Genomic DNA, 16,281 nt, shown 5'->3' on the forward strand with positions numbered 1-16,281 from the left:
GCCGGCCGTCAGAGGACGAAGGCCGGGCTGCCGTTCTCCGTCACCATCGGACGCCCGGCACCGTCCCAGGCGAGCATCCCGCCGTCGACGTTCACCGCGTCGAAGCCCTGCTGCACCAGATACTGCGTGACCTGCGCCGACCGGCCGCCGACCCGGCACATCACATGGGCACGACCACGCTCGGCCACGGCCTCCGTCACCTCACCGAAGCGGGCCACGAAGTCGCTCATCGGCACGTGCAGAGCGCCCTCGACATGACCGGCCGCCCACTCGTCGTCCTCCCTGACGTCCAGCACCAGGGCATCGGCCGGCACGGAAGCCGCGTCCACCGAGGGCAGCGGGGAGAAATTCATGGGACAAGCCTTCTCTCGTCAGTACCGCCCGGGGGAACCCGAGCACACGGAAAAACCTACTGCACCAGCTCGGCCAGCTCGTTCTCCCGCTCGGAGACCTGCGCGAGCAGCTGCTCCGCGATCTCCTCGAGGAGCCGGTCCGGGTCCTCCGGCGCCATCCGCAGCATCGCGCCGATCGCGCTCTCCTCCAGCTCGCGCGCCAGCGCCGACAGCATGTCCTTGCGCTGCGCCAGCCACTCCAGACGCGCGTACAGCTCCTCGCTCTCGCTGAGCCGCTCCTCGGCCGGCGCGGGACCGGCCTCCCACTCCGCGGAGAGCTCGCGAAGGAGCGCCTCGTCGCCGCGGGCGTAGGCGGCGTTCACCCGGGTGATGAACTCCTCGCGCCGCTTCCGCTCGTCCTCCTCACGGGCCAGGTCGGGGTGGGCCCTACGGGCCAGCTCCCGGTAGAGCCTGCGGGCCTCCTCACCGGGGCGGACCCGCTTCGGAGGCTGCACCGGCCGGTCGGTGAGCATGGCCTGCGCCTCGGGGGAGAGCCCGTCGGAGTCGATCCAGTCGTGGAACAGCTCGTCCACCCCGGGCATCGGCATGACCGCGGCCCGCGCCTCCTGTGCTCGCCGCAGATCCTCCGGGTCGCCGGTGCGGGCGGCCCGCGCCTCGGCGATCCGGGCGTCGAGCTCGTCGAGCCGCGCGTACATCGGGCCGAGCTTCTGATGGTGCAGCCGCGAGAAGTTGTCCACCTCGACCCGGAACGTCTCGACGGCGATCTCGAACTCGATCAGGGCCTGCTCGGCCACCCGCACGGCCCGCTCAAGCCGCGCCTCGGGCCGCTCGTCCCCAGGCCGCGCCTCGGACCGCTCGTCCTGGGACCGCTCGCCCTCGGGCCGCTCGTCCCCGGGCCCCTCGTTCACACCCTGGTCCACGCTCACGTCAACGCCCGCCCAGTCCTCGTTCCGCCTCGTCCCCCCAGCCTACGGGCCTCGGGGGGGCTCCCCCCTCCCTCCCCCTCCCCTCCCTCCCCCTTTGTTGCCCTTGCCCCGACGTCGTCCCTCGCTCTCGCGACGGGCGTCAGACGCCCAGCTCGGCCGCTGTACGGCCGGAGCGGACGGCCGCGAGCAGGTCGGCGTGATCAGCGGTGGTGCGGTCCGCGTACGAGACGGCGAAGGAGGCGACGGCCTCGTCGAACTCCTCGTTCTTGCCGCAGTACCCGGCTATCAGACGCGGATCCGCGCTGTGGGCGTGGGCGCGGGCGAGCAACGCCCCGGTCATCCGGCCGTAGTCGTCGACCTGGTCGACGGTGAGGGCGGCGGGGTCGACGCTGCCCTTGCGGTTGCGGAACTGGCGCACCTGGAAGGGGCGCCCCTCCACCGTGGTCCAGCCGAGCAGGATGTCGCTGACGACCTGCATCCGCTTCTGCCCGAGCACCACCCGCCGACCCTCGTGGCCGGGGTCCGGCACGGTGAAGCCCACGGCGGGCAGATGGGGCAGCAGGGCGGACGGCCGGGCCTCCTTCACCTGGAGCACCAGCGGCTCGCCCCGGTGGTCGAGGAGCAGCACGACATAGGAGCGGGTGCCGACGCTGCCGGTGCCGACCACCCGGAAGGCCACGTCGTGGACGGCGTACCGCGCGAGCAGCGGAAGCCGGTCCTCGGAGACGGTCTCCAGGTATGCGCCGAGGGAGGCGGCGACCGCGGCGGCCTCGGAGTCCGTGACCCTGCGCAGCACCGGGGCGGCGTCCACGAACCTGCGCCCGCCGCCGTCCACGTCGCTCACCGCCTCGGTCGACCGGGCGGCGAACCGGGCGCTCGTGTTCCTGCGGGCCTTGGCGGACACCTGTTCCAGGGTGCCGAGGAGATCACGGGCGTCGGTGTGCGAGACCAGTTCCTCGTCGGCGATCGCGTTCCAGGCGTCGAACGCGGGAAGCCGGGCGAGCAGGCGCATGGTGCGCCGGTAGGCGCCGACGGTGTCGAAGGCGGCGGCCCGGCACACCTCCTCGCTCGCGCCCACCTCCCTGCCCGCGAGCACCAGGGAGGTGGCGAGCCGCTTGAGGTCCCATTCCCAAGGGCCGACGATGGTCTCGTCGAAGTCGTTGAGGTCCATGACGAGCCGGCCGTGGGCGTCGCCGTAGAGCCCGAAGTTGGCGGCGTGCGCGTCGCCGCACAGCTGGGCGGCTATTCCGGTGACGGGAGTGCCGGCGAGGTCGTGGGCCATCAGTCCGGCGGATCCGCGCAGGAAGGCGAAGGGGCTCGCCGCCATCCTGCCGACCCGTATCGGCGCGAGCTCGGGAACCCTGTCGCGGCTCGACTCCTCGACGGCTCCGACCGCGTCGGGGCGGTCGGCGGCGAGGGCCGGCAGGGAGTGCGAGGAGCGCGGGACCCGCTGCCTCAGCTCCTTGCCCCGTTTCTTGTGGGCTGCCCCGCCGATGTCTGCGCGGCGCGCGAACCCCGGCACGTGTGGCATCCGTACGCCGCCCGGCTCTCCGTCCGTTCCGCGCTGTCCCTGCACCACGGCCTGGATCTCACCCATGGCACGCCCTCCCCCGACGAAAGTCCAACATCATCCGCGCTGACGGTACCGCCGCGGTCGAGCGGGCGTCTCCCCCTGTGGACAACGCTGCCCGCACCCTGTGGACAAGCCCCGTGAAGCCCTCAGACGGCCACCGCCTCCTCCATCTCCTCCTCGGCCGGGTCCGGGGCCGGGACCGGGGCGGAAGCGGAAGCGGAAACCGAAGCGCCGTCCCCGGCCACGCGCGCCCGCCTCTTCTCCGTGATCCCGGCGGCGACGACGAGAGCGGCTCCGACGAGGAACCAGACGGCAAGGACCAGAACGTGCCCGCCGAGCGCGTGTCCGCCGAAGTACACATGGCCGCGTACGCCCTCGACGAAGCCCGCGCCGTTCCAGAAGGCGTGCAGCGCGCCGAAGAAGCCGGGCTGGAGCTCGGGCCGGTAGATGCCGCCGGAACTCGTGAAGTTGAGCATGACGAAGAGCACCATCACGCCGAGCGTGGTCCAGCGGCGCAGATAGGTGTGCAGGCCGACGCCGACGAGCAGGATGCCCGCCGCGTACAGCCAGGACAGCGCCCACACACCGCCGAGCCCCTGATCGACCAGGTGGAAGACCGGTCCGGCGAAGAGCGTCCCGATCAGGCTGACGACGAGCGACATTCCGGCGGCGAGGAGGGCCCGGATCCGCAGGGGCAGGACCGCCCCTGCCCCACCGATGACGGCGACCGAGGCGTACGCCCCGATGCTGAGGGCGACGAGCAGGAAGAAGACGCCCTGCCCGGTGGGGTCACCGGAGGCGAGGGGCGCGACGTCGGTGACCTTGAGCGGGGCACCCTGACCGGCGGCGACCTTGGTGAACAACTTCTCGACGGCCATGGCACTGGTGTCGGAGGAGGCCGGGGCCACGAGCAGCTCGGGCTTCTCGCCGGGGACGTAGGCGCCGAAGCTGCTCTGCTCGCGCAGGGCGGTGACGGCCGTGTCCCGGTCGGCGACGGTACGGACGTCGAGGGCGCCGGCGCCCTTGTCCTGGAGGGTCTGCGCGAGGACCTGGGCGGTGGGTCCCGAGCCGACGACGTCGACGCGCAGGTCGTGGGGTTCGGGGGCATGGAAGGCGCCGAGGTAGGCGAGTCCCATGCCGACACACATCAGCAGCGGGGTGAGCAGATGTCCGAGGACATGCCGCAACGCGCCCCTGGTGTTCGGTCCTGCGGACACCGATACCTCCATGGTTGGCTTTTACAACTAAAGAACCGTTGTACTATACAACTGAAAGTCCGTGGCAGGCGACCGCAGTGTCCGCAGTGCCCGCCCGACGACGAGGGAGCCCACCATGACCGGCGACGGCGCAGAGCCTCCACGCGAGGTGTCCATGGACGTCATCCAGCGTGAGCTGACGGCCTTCGCCCGCCGGGCCCGCGCCGCGGCGGCCCGCGTACACCCCGAGCTCCCGCTCGTCTCGTACACGCTGCTCGCCCACATCGAGGAACAGCACGGCTGCCGCGCGACCGACCTCGCGGCCCACTACCTGCTGGACAAGTCGACGGTCAGCCGTCAGCTCGCGGGCCTGGAGAAGCTCGGCCTCGTCGAGCGCCGCCCCGCACCGGACGACCACCGCGTGCATGTCCTCCATCCCACGGAGGCGGGCACCAAGGTGTTGTCCTCGGCCCGGACGAGCCGACGCGCGGCCTATCAGGAGCGTCTCAGGGACTGGTCGGCCGATGACCTCGACCGCTTCGCCGCCTATCTGCTCCGCTACAACACCGCCGGTCCGAACGACCTCCCGGACAACCCCTCACACTGACCGGAACACCGGCCGAAACACTGGCCGAAGCACCGGCCGAAGCACCGGCCACCGACGACAGACCTCGTCCCCGGTCCGCCCCGCCCGATGCCCCCGGGTCCCGGCCCCTACAGCCCCGCGTCCCGGGCCAGCAACGCCGCCTGCACCCGGTTCTCACAGTCCAGTTTGGCGAGGAGCCGGCTCACATAGGTCTTCACCGTGGCCTCGCTCATGTGCAGCCGCTTCCCCGCGTCCGCGTTGGAGAGTCCCTCCCCGAGAAGCGCCAGCACATCGCGCTCCTTCTCGCTCAGCCCGGCGACCCGCGTCCGCGCCTGCTCCGCGCGGACCGCCTCCCGGCCCCTGGCGAGCCGCTCCACCACGTGCCGGGTCGCCGCCGGCGAGAGATACGCGTCGCCCGCCGCGGCCGCCCGCACCGCCCGGATCAGCTCCGCGGGCGCCGTGTCCTTGAGCAGGAACCCGGCTCCGCCGTGCTCCAGCGCCCGCAACACGTTCTCCCGCTCCCCGAAGGTCGTCAGGACGACCACCCGGGCGTTCGGCGCGGCTCTGCGCAGCTCCGGCAGGGCCGAGAGCCCGTCGAGCACCGGCATCTGGATGTCGAGCAGCACCACGTCGGCCGCGTGCGCCCGAGCGGCCTCGACCGCCTGCCGGCCGTCGGCGGCCTCGCCGACGACCTCGATCTCCGGGTCCGAGGTGAGAATCATCCGGATCCCGGCTCTGATCAGAGGCTCGTCGTCGGCGATCACGACCCTGATGGGCTGCCCTGCCACTGCTGTCCCCCCGCGGCTTCGGTACGGGCGGATCGGCGCTACCGCGCCTCCACCTCGTACGACTTCTTCTCGATCAGCTTGCCGTCCCTGAAACAGAACCGGAAAACAGGCTCCCTGTCGAAGCTCTCCCCCGTCTCCGAGGACATCAGCACCAGGCAGCTGGCGTTCTCCGGTCTCGCGGGCCCCTTGCCGTCCAGCCCCGTGGTGGCGATCGTGTCGCCCGAAGGGAGCTGCTCCCGGACGTCCTGCTCGGACATCCCCACCTTCACCGCGTCGTACTGCTCGGGTTCGATCATCCCCTGCTGCAGAGAACCCATCAGGAAGTAGAGGCCGAACCCGCCCGCCACCAGCAGCAGTACGAGCGCCGCGAAAGCGATCCCGCAGCCCAGCGCTATCGCGCCGCCCGTACTTCTGCCCCTGCCCCCGTGCACCGCCATCGCGAGCTCCCGCTCCGTGAACGTCCAGTCGGCCGGTCCGACCACGACCGGACGACCATCGCCCACCAGCGGCTTCGTGGTCTGCTGCCGGAAGTCGTCGGCCACATCGACCAAAGGTGCAGCCTCCGCGACGGGCGCCGCCCCGTACGGCAGCATCCCGGCCACCCGGAACCCTCCGCCGTCGGCCGGACCCGCATGGCACATGCCGCCCACCAAGCGGGCCCGCTCGGCGAGACCGGCCAGCCCCTGCCCACCGCTCACCACGTCCTTCGGGGGCCCTTCCGTCGGCTGCTCGTTGAGGACCTCCACGACGAAGGTGTCCGGCTCGTAGCGCAGTTCGACGCCGATCGGCGCCCCCGGCGCGTACTTGTAGGCGTTGGTCAGGGCCTCCTGCACGATCCGGTACGCGGCGTGGTCGGCGGCCGGCGCGAGCGTCCGTTCCTCCCCCGCCCGTCTCAGCCCGACCGTGGTTCCCGCCGCTCTGGCCGCCTCCACGAGACCCTCGATGCCAGCGATCCCCCGTGCGGCCCGTCCCGTCTCGTCCCCGGCCCGTGACGGCGTCCCGGCCGGCCTGTCGACGGCCTCGACGCCGTCGCGGAGTATCCCGACGACCTCCCGCAGCTCGTGCATCGCGGTCACCGACGCGTTCCGCAAGACCCCGACGACCTCGCGCTGCCGCTCGCTCAGCTCCCGGTCCACCTCCAGCGCGCCCGTGTGCACGGCGATGAGGGCCAGTTGGTGGCCGAGGCTGTCGTGCATGTCCTGGGCGATCCGCTGCCGCTCCCGCAGCCGCGCCTGCCAGGCGACCATCGTCCGCTCCCGCAGCAGTTGGGCGTTGCGCTCCTGGAGCGCGTGCAACAGGGTCCTGCGCTGCGTCCAGTAGCGGTGGGCAAGGCCGGGAGCCAGCGTGGTGCCCAGGTAGAAGAGGGTCGCCATGAGGGCGACGGCGAGCAGCCGCTGCCGGTCCCAGGGCCCGACGAGGCTCCCCCCGACGTTCAGGACGAAGGCGGCGATGAACGCGGCCAGCGCACGTCCGACACCCGCGATGTATCGGCCGGACGACCAGCCGACCACGATCAGCAGGGGGCCGAGGCCCGGCACGAAGGGCGCGGCCCCGGCGGTCAGGACGAGCACGCTCGCGGGAAGTCTGCGCCTCACCAGCGACAGCACGGCGGAACCGGCGGCGACCCCGGCCGGCCGCCAGCCCTCGCCGCCCAGAAGCTCTTCGGTCCCCGCGCCGAGCAGCGCGACGACAGCGGCGAGCGCCACCTCACCGGTGGTCCTGCGCCCCGACCACTGTCCCGGCACCGCGAACCAGTGCCACCAGGCGGCGAGCACGGCCCCGATCCCGTACGAACTCCGGGTCCCCGACTTCGACATAGCGTCCACGCTCGCACCGTAGGCCGCGGCCCGATCCCGGAGCTTCCCTCTTTCGTCTCGGCCCTCAACGACGAAAGTCACAGCTTGCCGCCGCGGAACGTGGGAAGGCTCACACCCGTCACGAGAACGCGGAAGCCCCGTAGGTCGATGACCTACGGGGCTTCCGTCTGGTGCGCGAGGGGGGAGTTGAACCCCCACGCCCTTTCGGGCACTGGAACCTGAATCCAGCGCGTCTGCCTATTCCGCCACCCGCGCATTGGGTGTGCTCCGGGCTCTCTCACTTTTCGGTGCGAGCGCCTGGCGACATCAGAAGATTAGCACGTCGCAGACCGTGGATTCACATCCGTTGTTTCCGCTCCGCCGGGGGAGACCAAGGTGGGGAAGGTCGCAGAGGGACGGAAGCGGGAAGGAGCCGAGGACGGGCGGGGAGACAGGCGGAGAGGAAGGCGGAGGGGAGGGACGAGCGGACGGAGGGGCAGGAAGCAATGGAGCGAGGAGCGAAGGAAGGGAAGGAAGGGGGTGAAGAGAGGGGAAGGAGGGGGAGGAAGGGGACGGACCGCCCCCGGTCCCCGAACCGAGCCCCCGCTCCCACAGCCGGGTGCGGGACACTGTCCACAGGCCGCCTCTACGATCCGTGGGGAAAGCTTGTGAGAGGTGACACTCGTCCACAGGGCAGAGAAGGGGAACCAGCCGATTTCCCGACGCGTGGATACGATCAGTAAGCAGTACCAGGACGACAACGACGGAGGAGGTGCCCCATGGGAGTCCTGAAGCGTTTCGAGCAGCGTCTCGAAGGTCTGGTCAACGGCACCTTCGCCAAGGTCTTCAAGTCCGAGGTCCAGCCGGTCGAGATCGCCGGCGCGCTCCAGCGCGAGTGCGACAACAACGCGCAGATCTGGAACCGCGAGCGGACCGTCGTCCCCAACGACTTCATCGTGGAGCTGAGCACGCCGGACTACGAGCGCCTCAGCCCCTACTCGGGCCAGCTCGGCGACGAGCTCGCCGGCCTGGTCAGGGATTACGCGAAGCAGCAGCGGTACACCTTCATGGGCCCGATCAAGGTCCATCTGGAGAAGGCCGAAGACCTCGACACCGGTCTGTACCGCGTCCGCAGCCGCACGCTGGCGTCGAGTACGTCACAGCAGCAGCCGCCCGCGGGCGGACAGCAGCACCACCAGCAGCAGAGCCCGGTGCAGGGCCGCGGCGGCTACGGGTATCCCCCGGCCGGCGCCCCGCCCATGCCCGCCTCCCCGCCTCCCGGCGCTCCGCGGCCGGTGGCCGCAGCGGGCGGACCCGGTGCCATGCCCGGCGCCGGCACGCACGGCGGAGCGGGCGTCCGGGTGCGCCACTGGATCGAGATCAACGGCACCCGCCATCAGATCTCCCGCCCGACCCTGGTCCTCGGCCGCAGCACCGACGCGGACGTGAGGATCGACGATCCCGGCGTCTCCCGCCGGCACTGCGAGATCCGGACCGGAACGCCCTCGACGATCCAGGATCTGGGATCCACCAACGGCATCGTGGTGGACGGGCAGCACACCACCCGCGCTACGCTCCGCGACGGCTCGCGGATCGTCGTGGGCAGCACCACCATCGTTTACCGGCAAGCCGAAGGGTGAAGCGGGGGCAATGTCAGAGCTGACCCTTACGGTCATGCGGTTGGGTTTCCTGGCCGTTCTGTGGCTGTTCGTCATCGTGGCCGTCCAGGTCATCCGTAGCGACCTCTTCGGTACGCGGGTGACCCAGCGCGGTTCACGGCGCCAAGAGGCGCGACCGCAGCAACAGCAGGCGCGGCAGGCCGCCGCGCCTCCGCAGCAGCGCGGCCAGCAGAGCGCGGGCGGTGGGCGGCAGCGCCGCGGCGCCCCGACCAAGCTGGTCGTCTCCGAGGGCACCCTCACCGGCACGACCGTCGCCCTCCAGGGCCAGACGATCACGCTGGGCCGGGCGCACGATTCGACGATCGTCCTTGACGACGACTACGCGTCCAGCAGGCACGCCCGGATCTACCCGGACCGGGACGGCCAGTGGATCGTCGAGGATCTCGGGTCCACCAACGGCACGTATCTCGACCGGACCCGCCTCACCACCGCCACACCCATTCCGCTGGGCGCGCCGATCCGCATCGGCAAGACCGTCATCGAGCTGCGGAAGTAGTGCTACATCATGAATAGGCGCGAGCGGAGCGAGCGAGTCGGGACGGTCCCCGCCACAGGCCGTGCCGCGCTCCCGACCGGAGCGACTGAGGCGACGACCGGCGTGACCGGAGCGACCGGAGGGTGGGCAGTGTGGGTCGAGACCGGCCGTACCCCGATGCAGCGGCGACAGGGCAGGTGCGCATGACTCTGTCCCTGCGATTCGCCGCGGGCTCGCACAAGGGCATGATCCGCGAGGGCAACGAGGACTCGGGTTACGCCGGTCCCCGACTGCTCGCCATCGCCGACGGCATGGGCGGCCAGGCAGCCGGCGAGGTCGCCTCGTCGGAGGTGATCTCCACCCTCGTCACGCTGGACGACGACGTCCCCGGCTCCGACATCCTCACCTCGCTCGGTACGGCGGTGCAGCGCGCCAACGACCAGCTTCGGATGATGGTCGAGGAGGACCCGCAGCTGGAGGGCATGGGCACCACGCTCACCGCCCTTCTGTGGACCGGCCAGCGCCTCGGTCTCGTGCACGTCGGCGACTCGCGCGCCTATCTGCTCCGCGACGGTGTCCTCACCCAGATCACCCAGGACCACACCTGGGTCCAGCGGCTCGTCGACGAGGGCCGGATCACCGAGGAAGAGGCCACCACCCACCCGCAGCGCTCGCTGCTCATGCGCGCGCTCGGCAGCGGCGACCACGTCGAACCCGACCTCTCCATCCGCGAGGTCCGGGCCGGTGACCGCTATCTGATCTGCTCCGACGGCCTGTCCGGCGTGGTCTCGCACCAGACCCTCGAGGACACCCTCGCCAGCTACCAGGGCCCGCAGGAGACCGTGCAGGAGCTGATCCAGCTCGCACTGCGCGGTGGCGGCCCCGACAACATCACGGTGATCGTCGCCGACGTCCTCGACGTCGACGGCGGCGACACCCTCGCCGGTCACCTCAACGACACCCCGGTCATCGTCGGCGCGGTCGCCGAGAACCAGGCCCAGCTGAACGACGGCGGGGCCATGCAGACCCCGGCCGGCCGCGCCTCGGGCCTCGGTCGCACGGCCTCGCACCAGCAGCCGCCCTCCGGCGGCTTCGGTCCGCCCGGCAGCGGCGACGGCCACGGCTACGGCGGCATGCCCCCGCAGGGCTCCTTCGAGTCGTACACGGACGACGACTTCGTGAAGCCGCGCACCGGCCGCAAGTGGCTCAAGCGCTCCTTCCTCCTCGTCCTCGCCCTCGCCGTCCTGGGTGGCGGCGCCTACGGCGGCTGGCGCTGGACGCAGACGCAGTACTACGTCGGCTCCAAGGACCAGCACGTGGCGCTGTACCAGGGCATCAGCCAGGACCTGGCCTGGGTCTCGCTCTCGAAGGTCCAGAAGGACCACCCCGAGATCGAACTCAAGTACCTCCCCGCCTACCAGCGGAAGCAGGTCGAGGACACGATCACGGGCGGCAGCCTCGGCAAGGCCCAGACGAAGATCGCCGAGCTGGCGGCGCAGGCCTCGGCCTGCAAGAAGACCGAGCAGCGCCGCGAGGCCGCCGAGAAGGCCGCCGACCAGGCGAGCAAGCCGCCGGCCGAGAAGCCCGACGCCACCGCCACCCCTGACCCCAAGCCCACCACAGCCGCTCCGTCGCCGGGTCCCACCCTCACCGCGGAGGAGCAGAAGCTGGCCTCGAACTGCGGCAAGCAGTAAGCACCCGTAGGGGGCCTTTCACCACCATGAGCGTTGTCACCAACACGACCACCATCGGCGCGATCGAGGCGCCGAGCCGCCGCAACACCGAGCTGGCGCTGCTCGCGTTCGCCGTCGTCATCCCGGTGTTCGCGTACCTCAACGTGGGCCTGGCCATCGACGGCGAGGTCCCGGCCGGCATGCTCGGATACGGCCTCGGCCTCGCCCTGCTCGCCGGCGTCGCCCACCTCGTGGTGCGCAAGTGGGCCCCGTACGCGGACCCGCTGCTGCTGCCCCTCGCCACCCTGCTCAACGGCATGGGTCTGGTGCTGATCTGGCGTCTCGACCAGTCGCCGCGGCTGATCGCCACGTCGATGCGGCTGTACGACAGCTTCAGTCCGGACGCCCCCAAGCAGATGATGTACTCGGCGATCGGCATCGCGATGTTCGTCGGCATGCTGCTGATGCTGAAGGACCACCGGGTCCTGCAGCGCTACACGTACATCTCGATGGTGGCGGCGCTGGTCCTCCTTTTGCTGCCGTTGGTTCCGGGCCTCGGCTCGGCCGTCTACGGCGCCAAGATCTGGATCAACGTCGCCGGTTTCTCCATCCAGCCCGGTGAGTTCGCCAAGATCGTGCTCGCGATCTTCTTCTCCGGCTACCTGATGGTGAAGCGGGACGCGCTCGCCCTGGCCAGCCGCCGCTTCATGGGGCTCTACCTGCCGCGTGGGCGCGACCTCGGCCCGATCCTCACGATCTGGGCGGTCAGCCTCCTCATCCTGATCTTCGAGAACGACCTCGGTACCTCGCTGCTGTTCTTCGGCATGTTCGTGATCATGCTGTACGTGGCGACGGAGCGGACCAGCTGGATCGTCATGGGTCTGCTGATGTCGGTCGCGGGCGCGGTCGGCGTGGCCTCCTTCGCCGGCCACGTGCAGGACCGTGTGGACGCCTGGGCCGATCCCTTCTCCTGCGCCGACAAGGTCGCCGCCTGCGACCAGATGACCGAAGTGCTGATGTCCTTCGGTTCCGGCGGCATCCTCGGCACCGGTCTCGGCCAGGGCAACTCCGACCTCATCGGCTTCGCCGCCAACTCCGACTTCATCTTCGCCACCGTCGGCGAGGAACTCGGCCTCACCGGCGTGATGGTCTTCCTGCTCTTCTACGGGCTGATCGTCGAGCGCGGCGTCCGCACCGCACTCGCCGCCCGCGACCCCTTCGGCAAGCTGCTCGCGATGGGCCTCTCCGGCGCCTTCGCGCTCCAGATCTTCGTCGTCGCCGGCGGTGTGATGGGCCTCATCCCGCTCACCGGTATGACGATGCCGTTCCTCGCGTACGGCGGATCCTCCGTGATCGCCAACTGGGCCCTGATCGGCATCCTGATCCGGATCAGCGACACCGCGCGGCGCCCCGCGCCCGCGCCCGCCCCGTCCCCCGACGCCGAGATGACCCAGGTGGTCCGTCCGTGAACAAGCCGCTGCGCCGGGTCGCGATCTTCTGCGGCCTGCTCATCCTCGCCCTGCTCCTGCGGGACAACTGGCTCCAGTACGTCCGCGCCGACGAGTTGAACACCCACTCGTCGAACAAGCGCGTCCAGATCGAGCGGTACGCCAACGAGCGCGGCAACATCATCGTCGACGGCAAGCCGATCACCGGCTCCGTCGACTCCAAGGACCCGTACTACAAGTACAAGCGGACCTACACCGACGGCCCCATGTGGGCCCCCGTCACCGGCTACGCCTCGCAGGCCTACGACGCCAACCAGATCGAGAAGATCGAGGACGGCATCCTCACCGGCAACGACGACCGGCTCTTCTTCGACCGCACCCTCGCCATGTTCACCGGTGACGAGAAGAAGGGCGGCGACGTCGTCACCACCCTCAGCGGGGCCGCCCAGAAGGCCGCCTACGAGGGCCTCGGCGACAAGACCGGCGCCGTCGTCGCCATCGAGCCGAAGACCGGCAAGATCCTGGCGCTCGCCTCCACCCCCTCGTACGACCCCGCCACCTTCGCCGGCTACTCCCACAAGGACGAGAAGGCCTGGGTGGCACTGGAGAAGGACAAGAGCAAGCCGAAGCAGAACCGCGCGATCCGCGAGATCTACCCGCCCGGTTCCGTCTTCAAGGTCGTCACCGCCGCCGCCGCTCTGGAGAACGGCAAGGTCACCGACATCAACGCGGCGACCGATACCCCCGAGGGCTGGAAGATCCCCCTCTCCACGAAGGAGATGGTCAACCACGCCCAGGGCTGTGCCAACGCCAGCCTGAAGCGCGCCCTCGACATCTCCTGCAACTCGGTCTTCGCGAAGCTCGGCGACGACGTCGGCGTCGAGAAGATGACCGAGATGGCCGAGAAGTTCGGTTTCAACGCCGAGCAGTTCACCCCGGTCCGTTCCGCCGCCTCCGTCTACGACAAGAAGGCCGACCGCGGCGGAAACGCGCTCTCCTCCATCGGTCAGTTCAACACCGCGACCACCCCGCTCCAGATGGCGATGGTCACGGCGGCGATCGCCAACGACGGCAAGCTCATGCAGCCGTACATGATCGACCAGCTGCGCGCCCCGAACCTCGACATCATCAAGCAGAACGAGCCGAAGGAGATGAGCCAGCCGGTCTCCCCGAAGAACGCCCAGCTCCTTCAGCAGATGATGGAGAGCGTCGTCACCAACGGCACCGGTGGCAAAGCCGACCTGAACATGGACGGCGTGAAGGTCGGCGGAAAGACGGGTACGGCCCAGCACGGCGACAAGAACGCCAAGCGTCCGTACGCCTGGTTCATCTCGTACGCGAAGACCGCCGAGGGCTCCCCGGTCGCGGTCGCGGTGATCGTCGAGGACTCCGCGGGCACCGACCGCGAGGACATCAGCGGTGGCGGCCTGGCCGCCCCGATCGCGAGGGACGTCATGAAGGCGGTCATGAAGAGCCGCGGCTGACGCCACGGCCCCGTACGTGCCAGGTACCGGTCAGGTATCAGCTACCGGCCCCGGGCGGATCGTCTTCCCGGGGCCGGTACCGTATGCGCGAACAGCACACACCGCCGGACCACCCATGGGTGCGGTCGGGACAGACGGAGAGGGCTGGATTAGCTATGGAAGAGCCGCGTCGCCTCGGCGGCCGGTACGAGCTGGGCTCGGTGCTCGGCCGTGGTGGCATGGCCGAGGTGTACCTCGGTCAGGACACCCGGCTCGGCCGCACCGTCGCCGTGAAGACGCTGCGGGCCGACCTGGCCCGCGACCCGTCCTTCCAGGCCCGGTTCCGCCGTGAGGCACAGTCCGCCGCCTCGCTGAACCACCCGGCGATCGTCGCGGTCTACGACACCGGCGAGGACTACGTCGACGGGGTCTCCATCCCGTACATCGTGATGGAGTACGTCGACGGGTCGACCCTGCGTGAGCTTCTTCACTCCGGGCGCAAGCTGCTGCCCGAACGCACGCTCGAGATGACGGTCGGCATCCTCCAGGCGCTGGAGTACTCGCACCGCGCCGGCATCGTGCACCGTGACATCAAGCCGGCGAACGTCATGCTGACGCGCACCGGCCAGGTCAAGGTCATGGACTTCGGCATCGCGCGCGCCATGGGCGACGCGGGCATGACCATGACGCAGACCTCCGCGGTGATCGGCACGGCCCAGTACCTCTCTCCGGAGCAGGCCAAGGGCGAGCAGGTCGACGCGCGCTCCGACCTGTACTCCACGGGCTGCCTGCTGTACGAGCTCCTCACCGTCCGTCCCCCGTTCATCGGCGACTCCCCGGTCGCGGTCGCGTACCAGCACGTCCGCGAGGAGCCGCAGCCGCCGAGCAACTTCGACGGCGAGATCACGCCCGAGATGGACGCCATCGTCCTCAAGGCGCTGGTCAAGGACCCCGACTACCGCTACCAGTCCGCCGACGAGATGCGCGCGGACATCGAGGCCTGCCTCGACGGTCAGCCGGTCGCGGCCGCCGCGGCGATGGGCATGGGAATGGGCATGGGGGCGCCCGCGTACGGCGGGGGTTACGGCGGCTACCCGCCGGAGGACCAGCCGACCACGGCGCTGCGCCAGGCCGACCCGGCCGGCCAGACCACGATGCTGCCCCCGATCAACCCGGACGACGGCGGCTACGGCTACGACGACCGTCCGGACCGCCGGCGCGGTGGCCAGAAGAAGTCGAACACCTCGACGATCCTGCTGGTCCTCGCGGGCATCCTGGTGCTCGTCGGCGCGATCTTCATCGGCGTCTCGGTGTTCAACGAGAAGGAAGGCACCCGGCAGGTCTCCGTCCCGCAGCTGGTCGGCCAGACCATCGAGGCGGCGACAGGGCTCGCGAGCAATGCCAGCGTGAAGGTGCAGGAGGCCGGCACAGAGCGCTGCGACCAGCCCAAGGGCGCCATCTGCCGGCAGACCCCGGCCGCGGAGAACAGCGCGAAGATGGACACCGGCGCCACGATCCAGGTGTACGTCTCCGAGGGCGCGCCGCTCGTGGAGGTCCCGGACGTGCAGGAGCAGTCGCAGGAGCGGGCCACGGAGTCCCTGGAGAGCAAGGGCTTCAAGGTCAAGGTCGAGGAAGAGGAGTCCGACGAGGACCCGGGAACGGTCCTGCGGCAGAACCCGCAGGCCGGCACCAAGGCCGAGAAGAACTCCGAGATCACGCTCACCATCGCGAAGCAGAAGCTGAAGACGGTGCCCCCGGTCGTCGGCAACCAGCTCGCCCAGGCCGATCAGCAGCTGAAGGCGCTGGGATTCGTCGTGATCACCGAGGAAGTGGACTCCGACAAGCCCAAGGGCGAGGTCCTGGAGCAGAGCCCGAACGGCAACGCTTCCGCGGCCGAGGGTGCCGAGGTCACGCTGAAGGTCTCGAAGGGCCCGCAGCAGCCGGCTCAGGTCCCGCTCCCGGCGGGTCTGGCCAACAGGCCGTTCAAGGACGTCAAGGCGCAGCTGGAGGCCATGAACCTGAAGGTCGTCCAGGAGGGCTCGGACAAGGAGGACGCCCTGGTCTTCGGGACGAACCCGCCCGAGGGCTCGATGGTCACTCCCGGTCAGGAGATCCGCGTCTACACCGCCGGTGGCGGCGGCAACGGCGGCGGGGACAACAACGGCGACAACAACGGTGGCGGTGACGGCAGCGGCATCGGCGGCTTCTTCGACTGAGCCCCGTACCTGAGCCCCGTCCCGATACGGGAGTGGCGCGGGGGCGACAAGCGGGAGCCGGGCGGCCCCCGACGAGGGGGGCCCCCCCCCCCCCACCCCCACCCCCCCC

The 16,281-nt window shown here is 70.4% G+C and carries 13 protein-coding genes and 1 tRNA gene; 7 read left to right on the forward strand and 7 right to left on the reverse strand.

Annotated features, from left to right (window positions below; translation table 11 throughout):
- Positions 1–8: 8 nt before the first annotated feature.
- The 4 genes from ACFWUY_RS13000 to ACFWUY_RS13015 all read right to left on the reverse strand — a co-directional run bounded on the left by ACFWUY_RS13000 (position 9) and on the right by ACFWUY_RS13015 (position 4,069).
- On the reverse strand, positions 9–353 hold the full coding sequence (locus tag ACFWUY_RS13000; RefSeq protein ID WP_384106482.1) for a rhodanese-like domain-containing protein: 345 nt from the start codon (positions 351–353) through the stop codon (positions 9–11).
- A gap of 56 nt (positions 354–409) precedes the next feature.
- Entirely contained in the window at positions 410–1,153 is a 744-nt protein-coding gene (locus tag ACFWUY_RS13005) for a hypothetical protein (protein ID WP_384106556.1), read from the reverse strand.
- 265 nt (positions 1,154–1,418) lie between these two features.
- Positions 1,419–2,876 (reverse strand): DUF2252 domain-containing protein, encoded by a 1,458-nt coding sequence (locus ACFWUY_RS13010; RefSeq protein ID WP_384106485.1) that lies wholly within the window; start codon positions 2,874–2,876, stop codon positions 1,419–1,421.
- Between the two features lie 122 nt (positions 2,877–2,998).
- Positions 2,999–4,069 carry a hypothetical protein gene (locus ACFWUY_RS13015; RefSeq protein WP_384106488.1) on the reverse strand — a complete coding sequence of 357 codons (1,071 nt, stop codon included), beginning with the start codon at positions 4,067–4,069 and terminating at the stop codon, positions 2,999–3,001.
- 115 nt (positions 4,070–4,184) lie between these two features.
- Between ACFWUY_RS13015 and ACFWUY_RS13020 the strand changes: the two genes are divergently transcribed.
- The gene (locus ACFWUY_RS13020; protein WP_384106491.1) at positions 4,185–4,655 is read left to right on the forward strand and encodes a MarR family winged helix-turn-helix transcriptional regulator; all 471 of its coding nucleotides are present in this window, start codon (positions 4,185–4,187) and stop codon (positions 4,653–4,655) included.
- A 107-nt stretch (positions 4,656–4,762) separates the two neighbouring features.
- Here the strand turns inward: ACFWUY_RS13020 and ACFWUY_RS13025 are convergent, their stop codons facing one another.
- The 3 genes from ACFWUY_RS13025 to ACFWUY_RS13035 form a co-directional block, all read right to left on the reverse strand.
- On the reverse strand, positions 4,763–5,422 hold the full coding sequence (locus ACFWUY_RS13025; protein WP_384106494.1) for a response regulator: 660 nt from the start codon (positions 5,420–5,422) through the stop codon (positions 4,763–4,765).
- Between the two features lie 38 nt (positions 5,423–5,460).
- Positions 5,461–7,239: a histidine kinase gene (locus tag ACFWUY_RS13030; RefSeq protein ID WP_384106558.1), complete on the reverse strand. Its 1,779-nt coding sequence runs from the start codon at positions 7,237–7,239 to the stop codon at positions 5,461–5,463.
- A 168-nt stretch (positions 7,240–7,407) separates the two neighbouring features.
- Positions 7,408–7,494 (reverse strand) — tRNA-Leu (locus tag ACFWUY_RS13035).
- Between the two features lie 503 nt (positions 7,495–7,997).
- On the opposite strand from ACFWUY_RS13035, the gene ACFWUY_RS13040 reads away from it, so the two are divergent.
- From ACFWUY_RS13040 to pknB, 6 genes are all read left to right on the forward strand, one after another.
- Entirely contained in the window at positions 7,998–8,858 is an 861-nt protein-coding gene (locus ACFWUY_RS13040) for an FhaA domain-containing protein (RefSeq protein WP_384106497.1), read from the forward strand.
- A gap of 10 nt (positions 8,859–8,868) precedes the next feature.
- Complete coding sequence (locus tag ACFWUY_RS13045; protein WP_030549817.1) at positions 8,869–9,393, forward strand: FHA domain-containing protein; 525 nt, start codon at positions 8,869–8,871, stop codon at positions 9,391–9,393.
- Positions 9,394–9,575: 182 nt separating this feature from the next.
- Positions 9,576–11,066, forward strand: a complete 1,491-nt coding sequence (locus ACFWUY_RS13050) for a Stp1/IreP family PP2C-type Ser/Thr phosphatase (RefSeq protein ID WP_384106501.1) — start codon at positions 9,576–9,578, stop codon at positions 11,064–11,066.
- 26 nt (positions 11,067–11,092) lie between these two features.
- Positions 11,093–12,514, forward strand: a complete 1,422-nt coding sequence (locus ACFWUY_RS13055; protein WP_384106504.1) for an FtsW/RodA/SpoVE family cell cycle protein — start codon at positions 11,093–11,095, stop codon at positions 12,512–12,514.
- Positions 12,511–13,977: a peptidoglycan D,D-transpeptidase FtsI family protein gene (locus tag ACFWUY_RS13060; protein ID WP_384106507.1), complete on the forward strand. Its 1,467-nt coding sequence runs from the start codon at positions 12,511–12,513 to the stop codon at positions 13,975–13,977. Before ACFWUY_RS13055 ends, ACFWUY_RS13060 begins: the two co-directional genes overlap by 4 nt.
- 155 nt (positions 13,978–14,132) lie before the next feature.
- Complete coding sequence (gene pknB, locus ACFWUY_RS13065; protein WP_384106510.1) at positions 14,133–16,172, forward strand: Stk1 family PASTA domain-containing Ser/Thr kinase; 2,040 nt, start codon at positions 14,133–14,135, stop codon at positions 16,170–16,172.
- The last annotated feature ends 109 nt before the right edge of the window (positions 16,173–16,281 follow it).

Source organism: Streptomyces sp. NPDC058664 (genome assembly GCF_042716635.1).
Taxonomy (GTDB): domain Bacteria; phylum Actinomycetota; class Actinomycetes; order Streptomycetales; family Streptomycetaceae; genus Streptomyces.

What these genes read in the sequence shown, in the direction of transcription:
- ACFWUY_RS13045 (WP_030549817.1), top strand. Translation starts at nt 8,869, where the DNA reads ATGTCAGAGCTGACCCTTACGGTCATGCGGTTGGGTTTCCTGGCCGTT.
- ACFWUY_RS13055 (WP_384106504.1), top strand. Translation starts at nt 11,093, where the DNA reads ATGAGCGTTGTCACCAACACGACCACCATCGGCGCGATCGAGGCGCCG.
- ACFWUY_RS13050 (WP_384106501.1), top strand. Translation starts at nt 9,576, where the DNA reads ATGACTCTGTCCCTGCGATTCGCCGCGGGCTCGCACAAGGGCATGATC.
- pknB (WP_384106510.1), top strand. Translation starts at nt 14,133, where the DNA reads ATGGAAGAGCCGCGTCGCCTCGGCGGCCGGTACGAGCTGGGCTCGGTG.
- ACFWUY_RS13030 (WP_384106558.1), bottom strand. Translation starts at nt 7,239, where the DNA reads ATGTCGAAGTCGGGGACCCGGAGTTCGTACGGGATCGGGGCCGTGCTC.
- ACFWUY_RS13040 (WP_384106497.1), top strand. Translation starts at nt 7,998, where the DNA reads ATGGGAGTCCTGAAGCGTTTCGAGCAGCGTCTCGAAGGTCTGGTCAAC.
- ACFWUY_RS13020 (WP_384106491.1), top strand. Translation starts at nt 4,185, where the DNA reads ATGACCGGCGACGGCGCAGAGCCTCCACGCGAGGTGTCCATGGACGTC.
- ACFWUY_RS13000 (WP_384106482.1), bottom strand. Translation starts at nt 353, where the DNA reads ATGAATTTCTCCCCGCTGCCCTCGGTGGACGCGGCTTCCGTGCCGGCC.
- ACFWUY_RS13010 (WP_384106485.1), bottom strand. Translation starts at nt 2,876, where the DNA reads ATGGGTGAGATCCAGGCCGTGGTGCAGGGACAGCGCGGAACGGACGGA.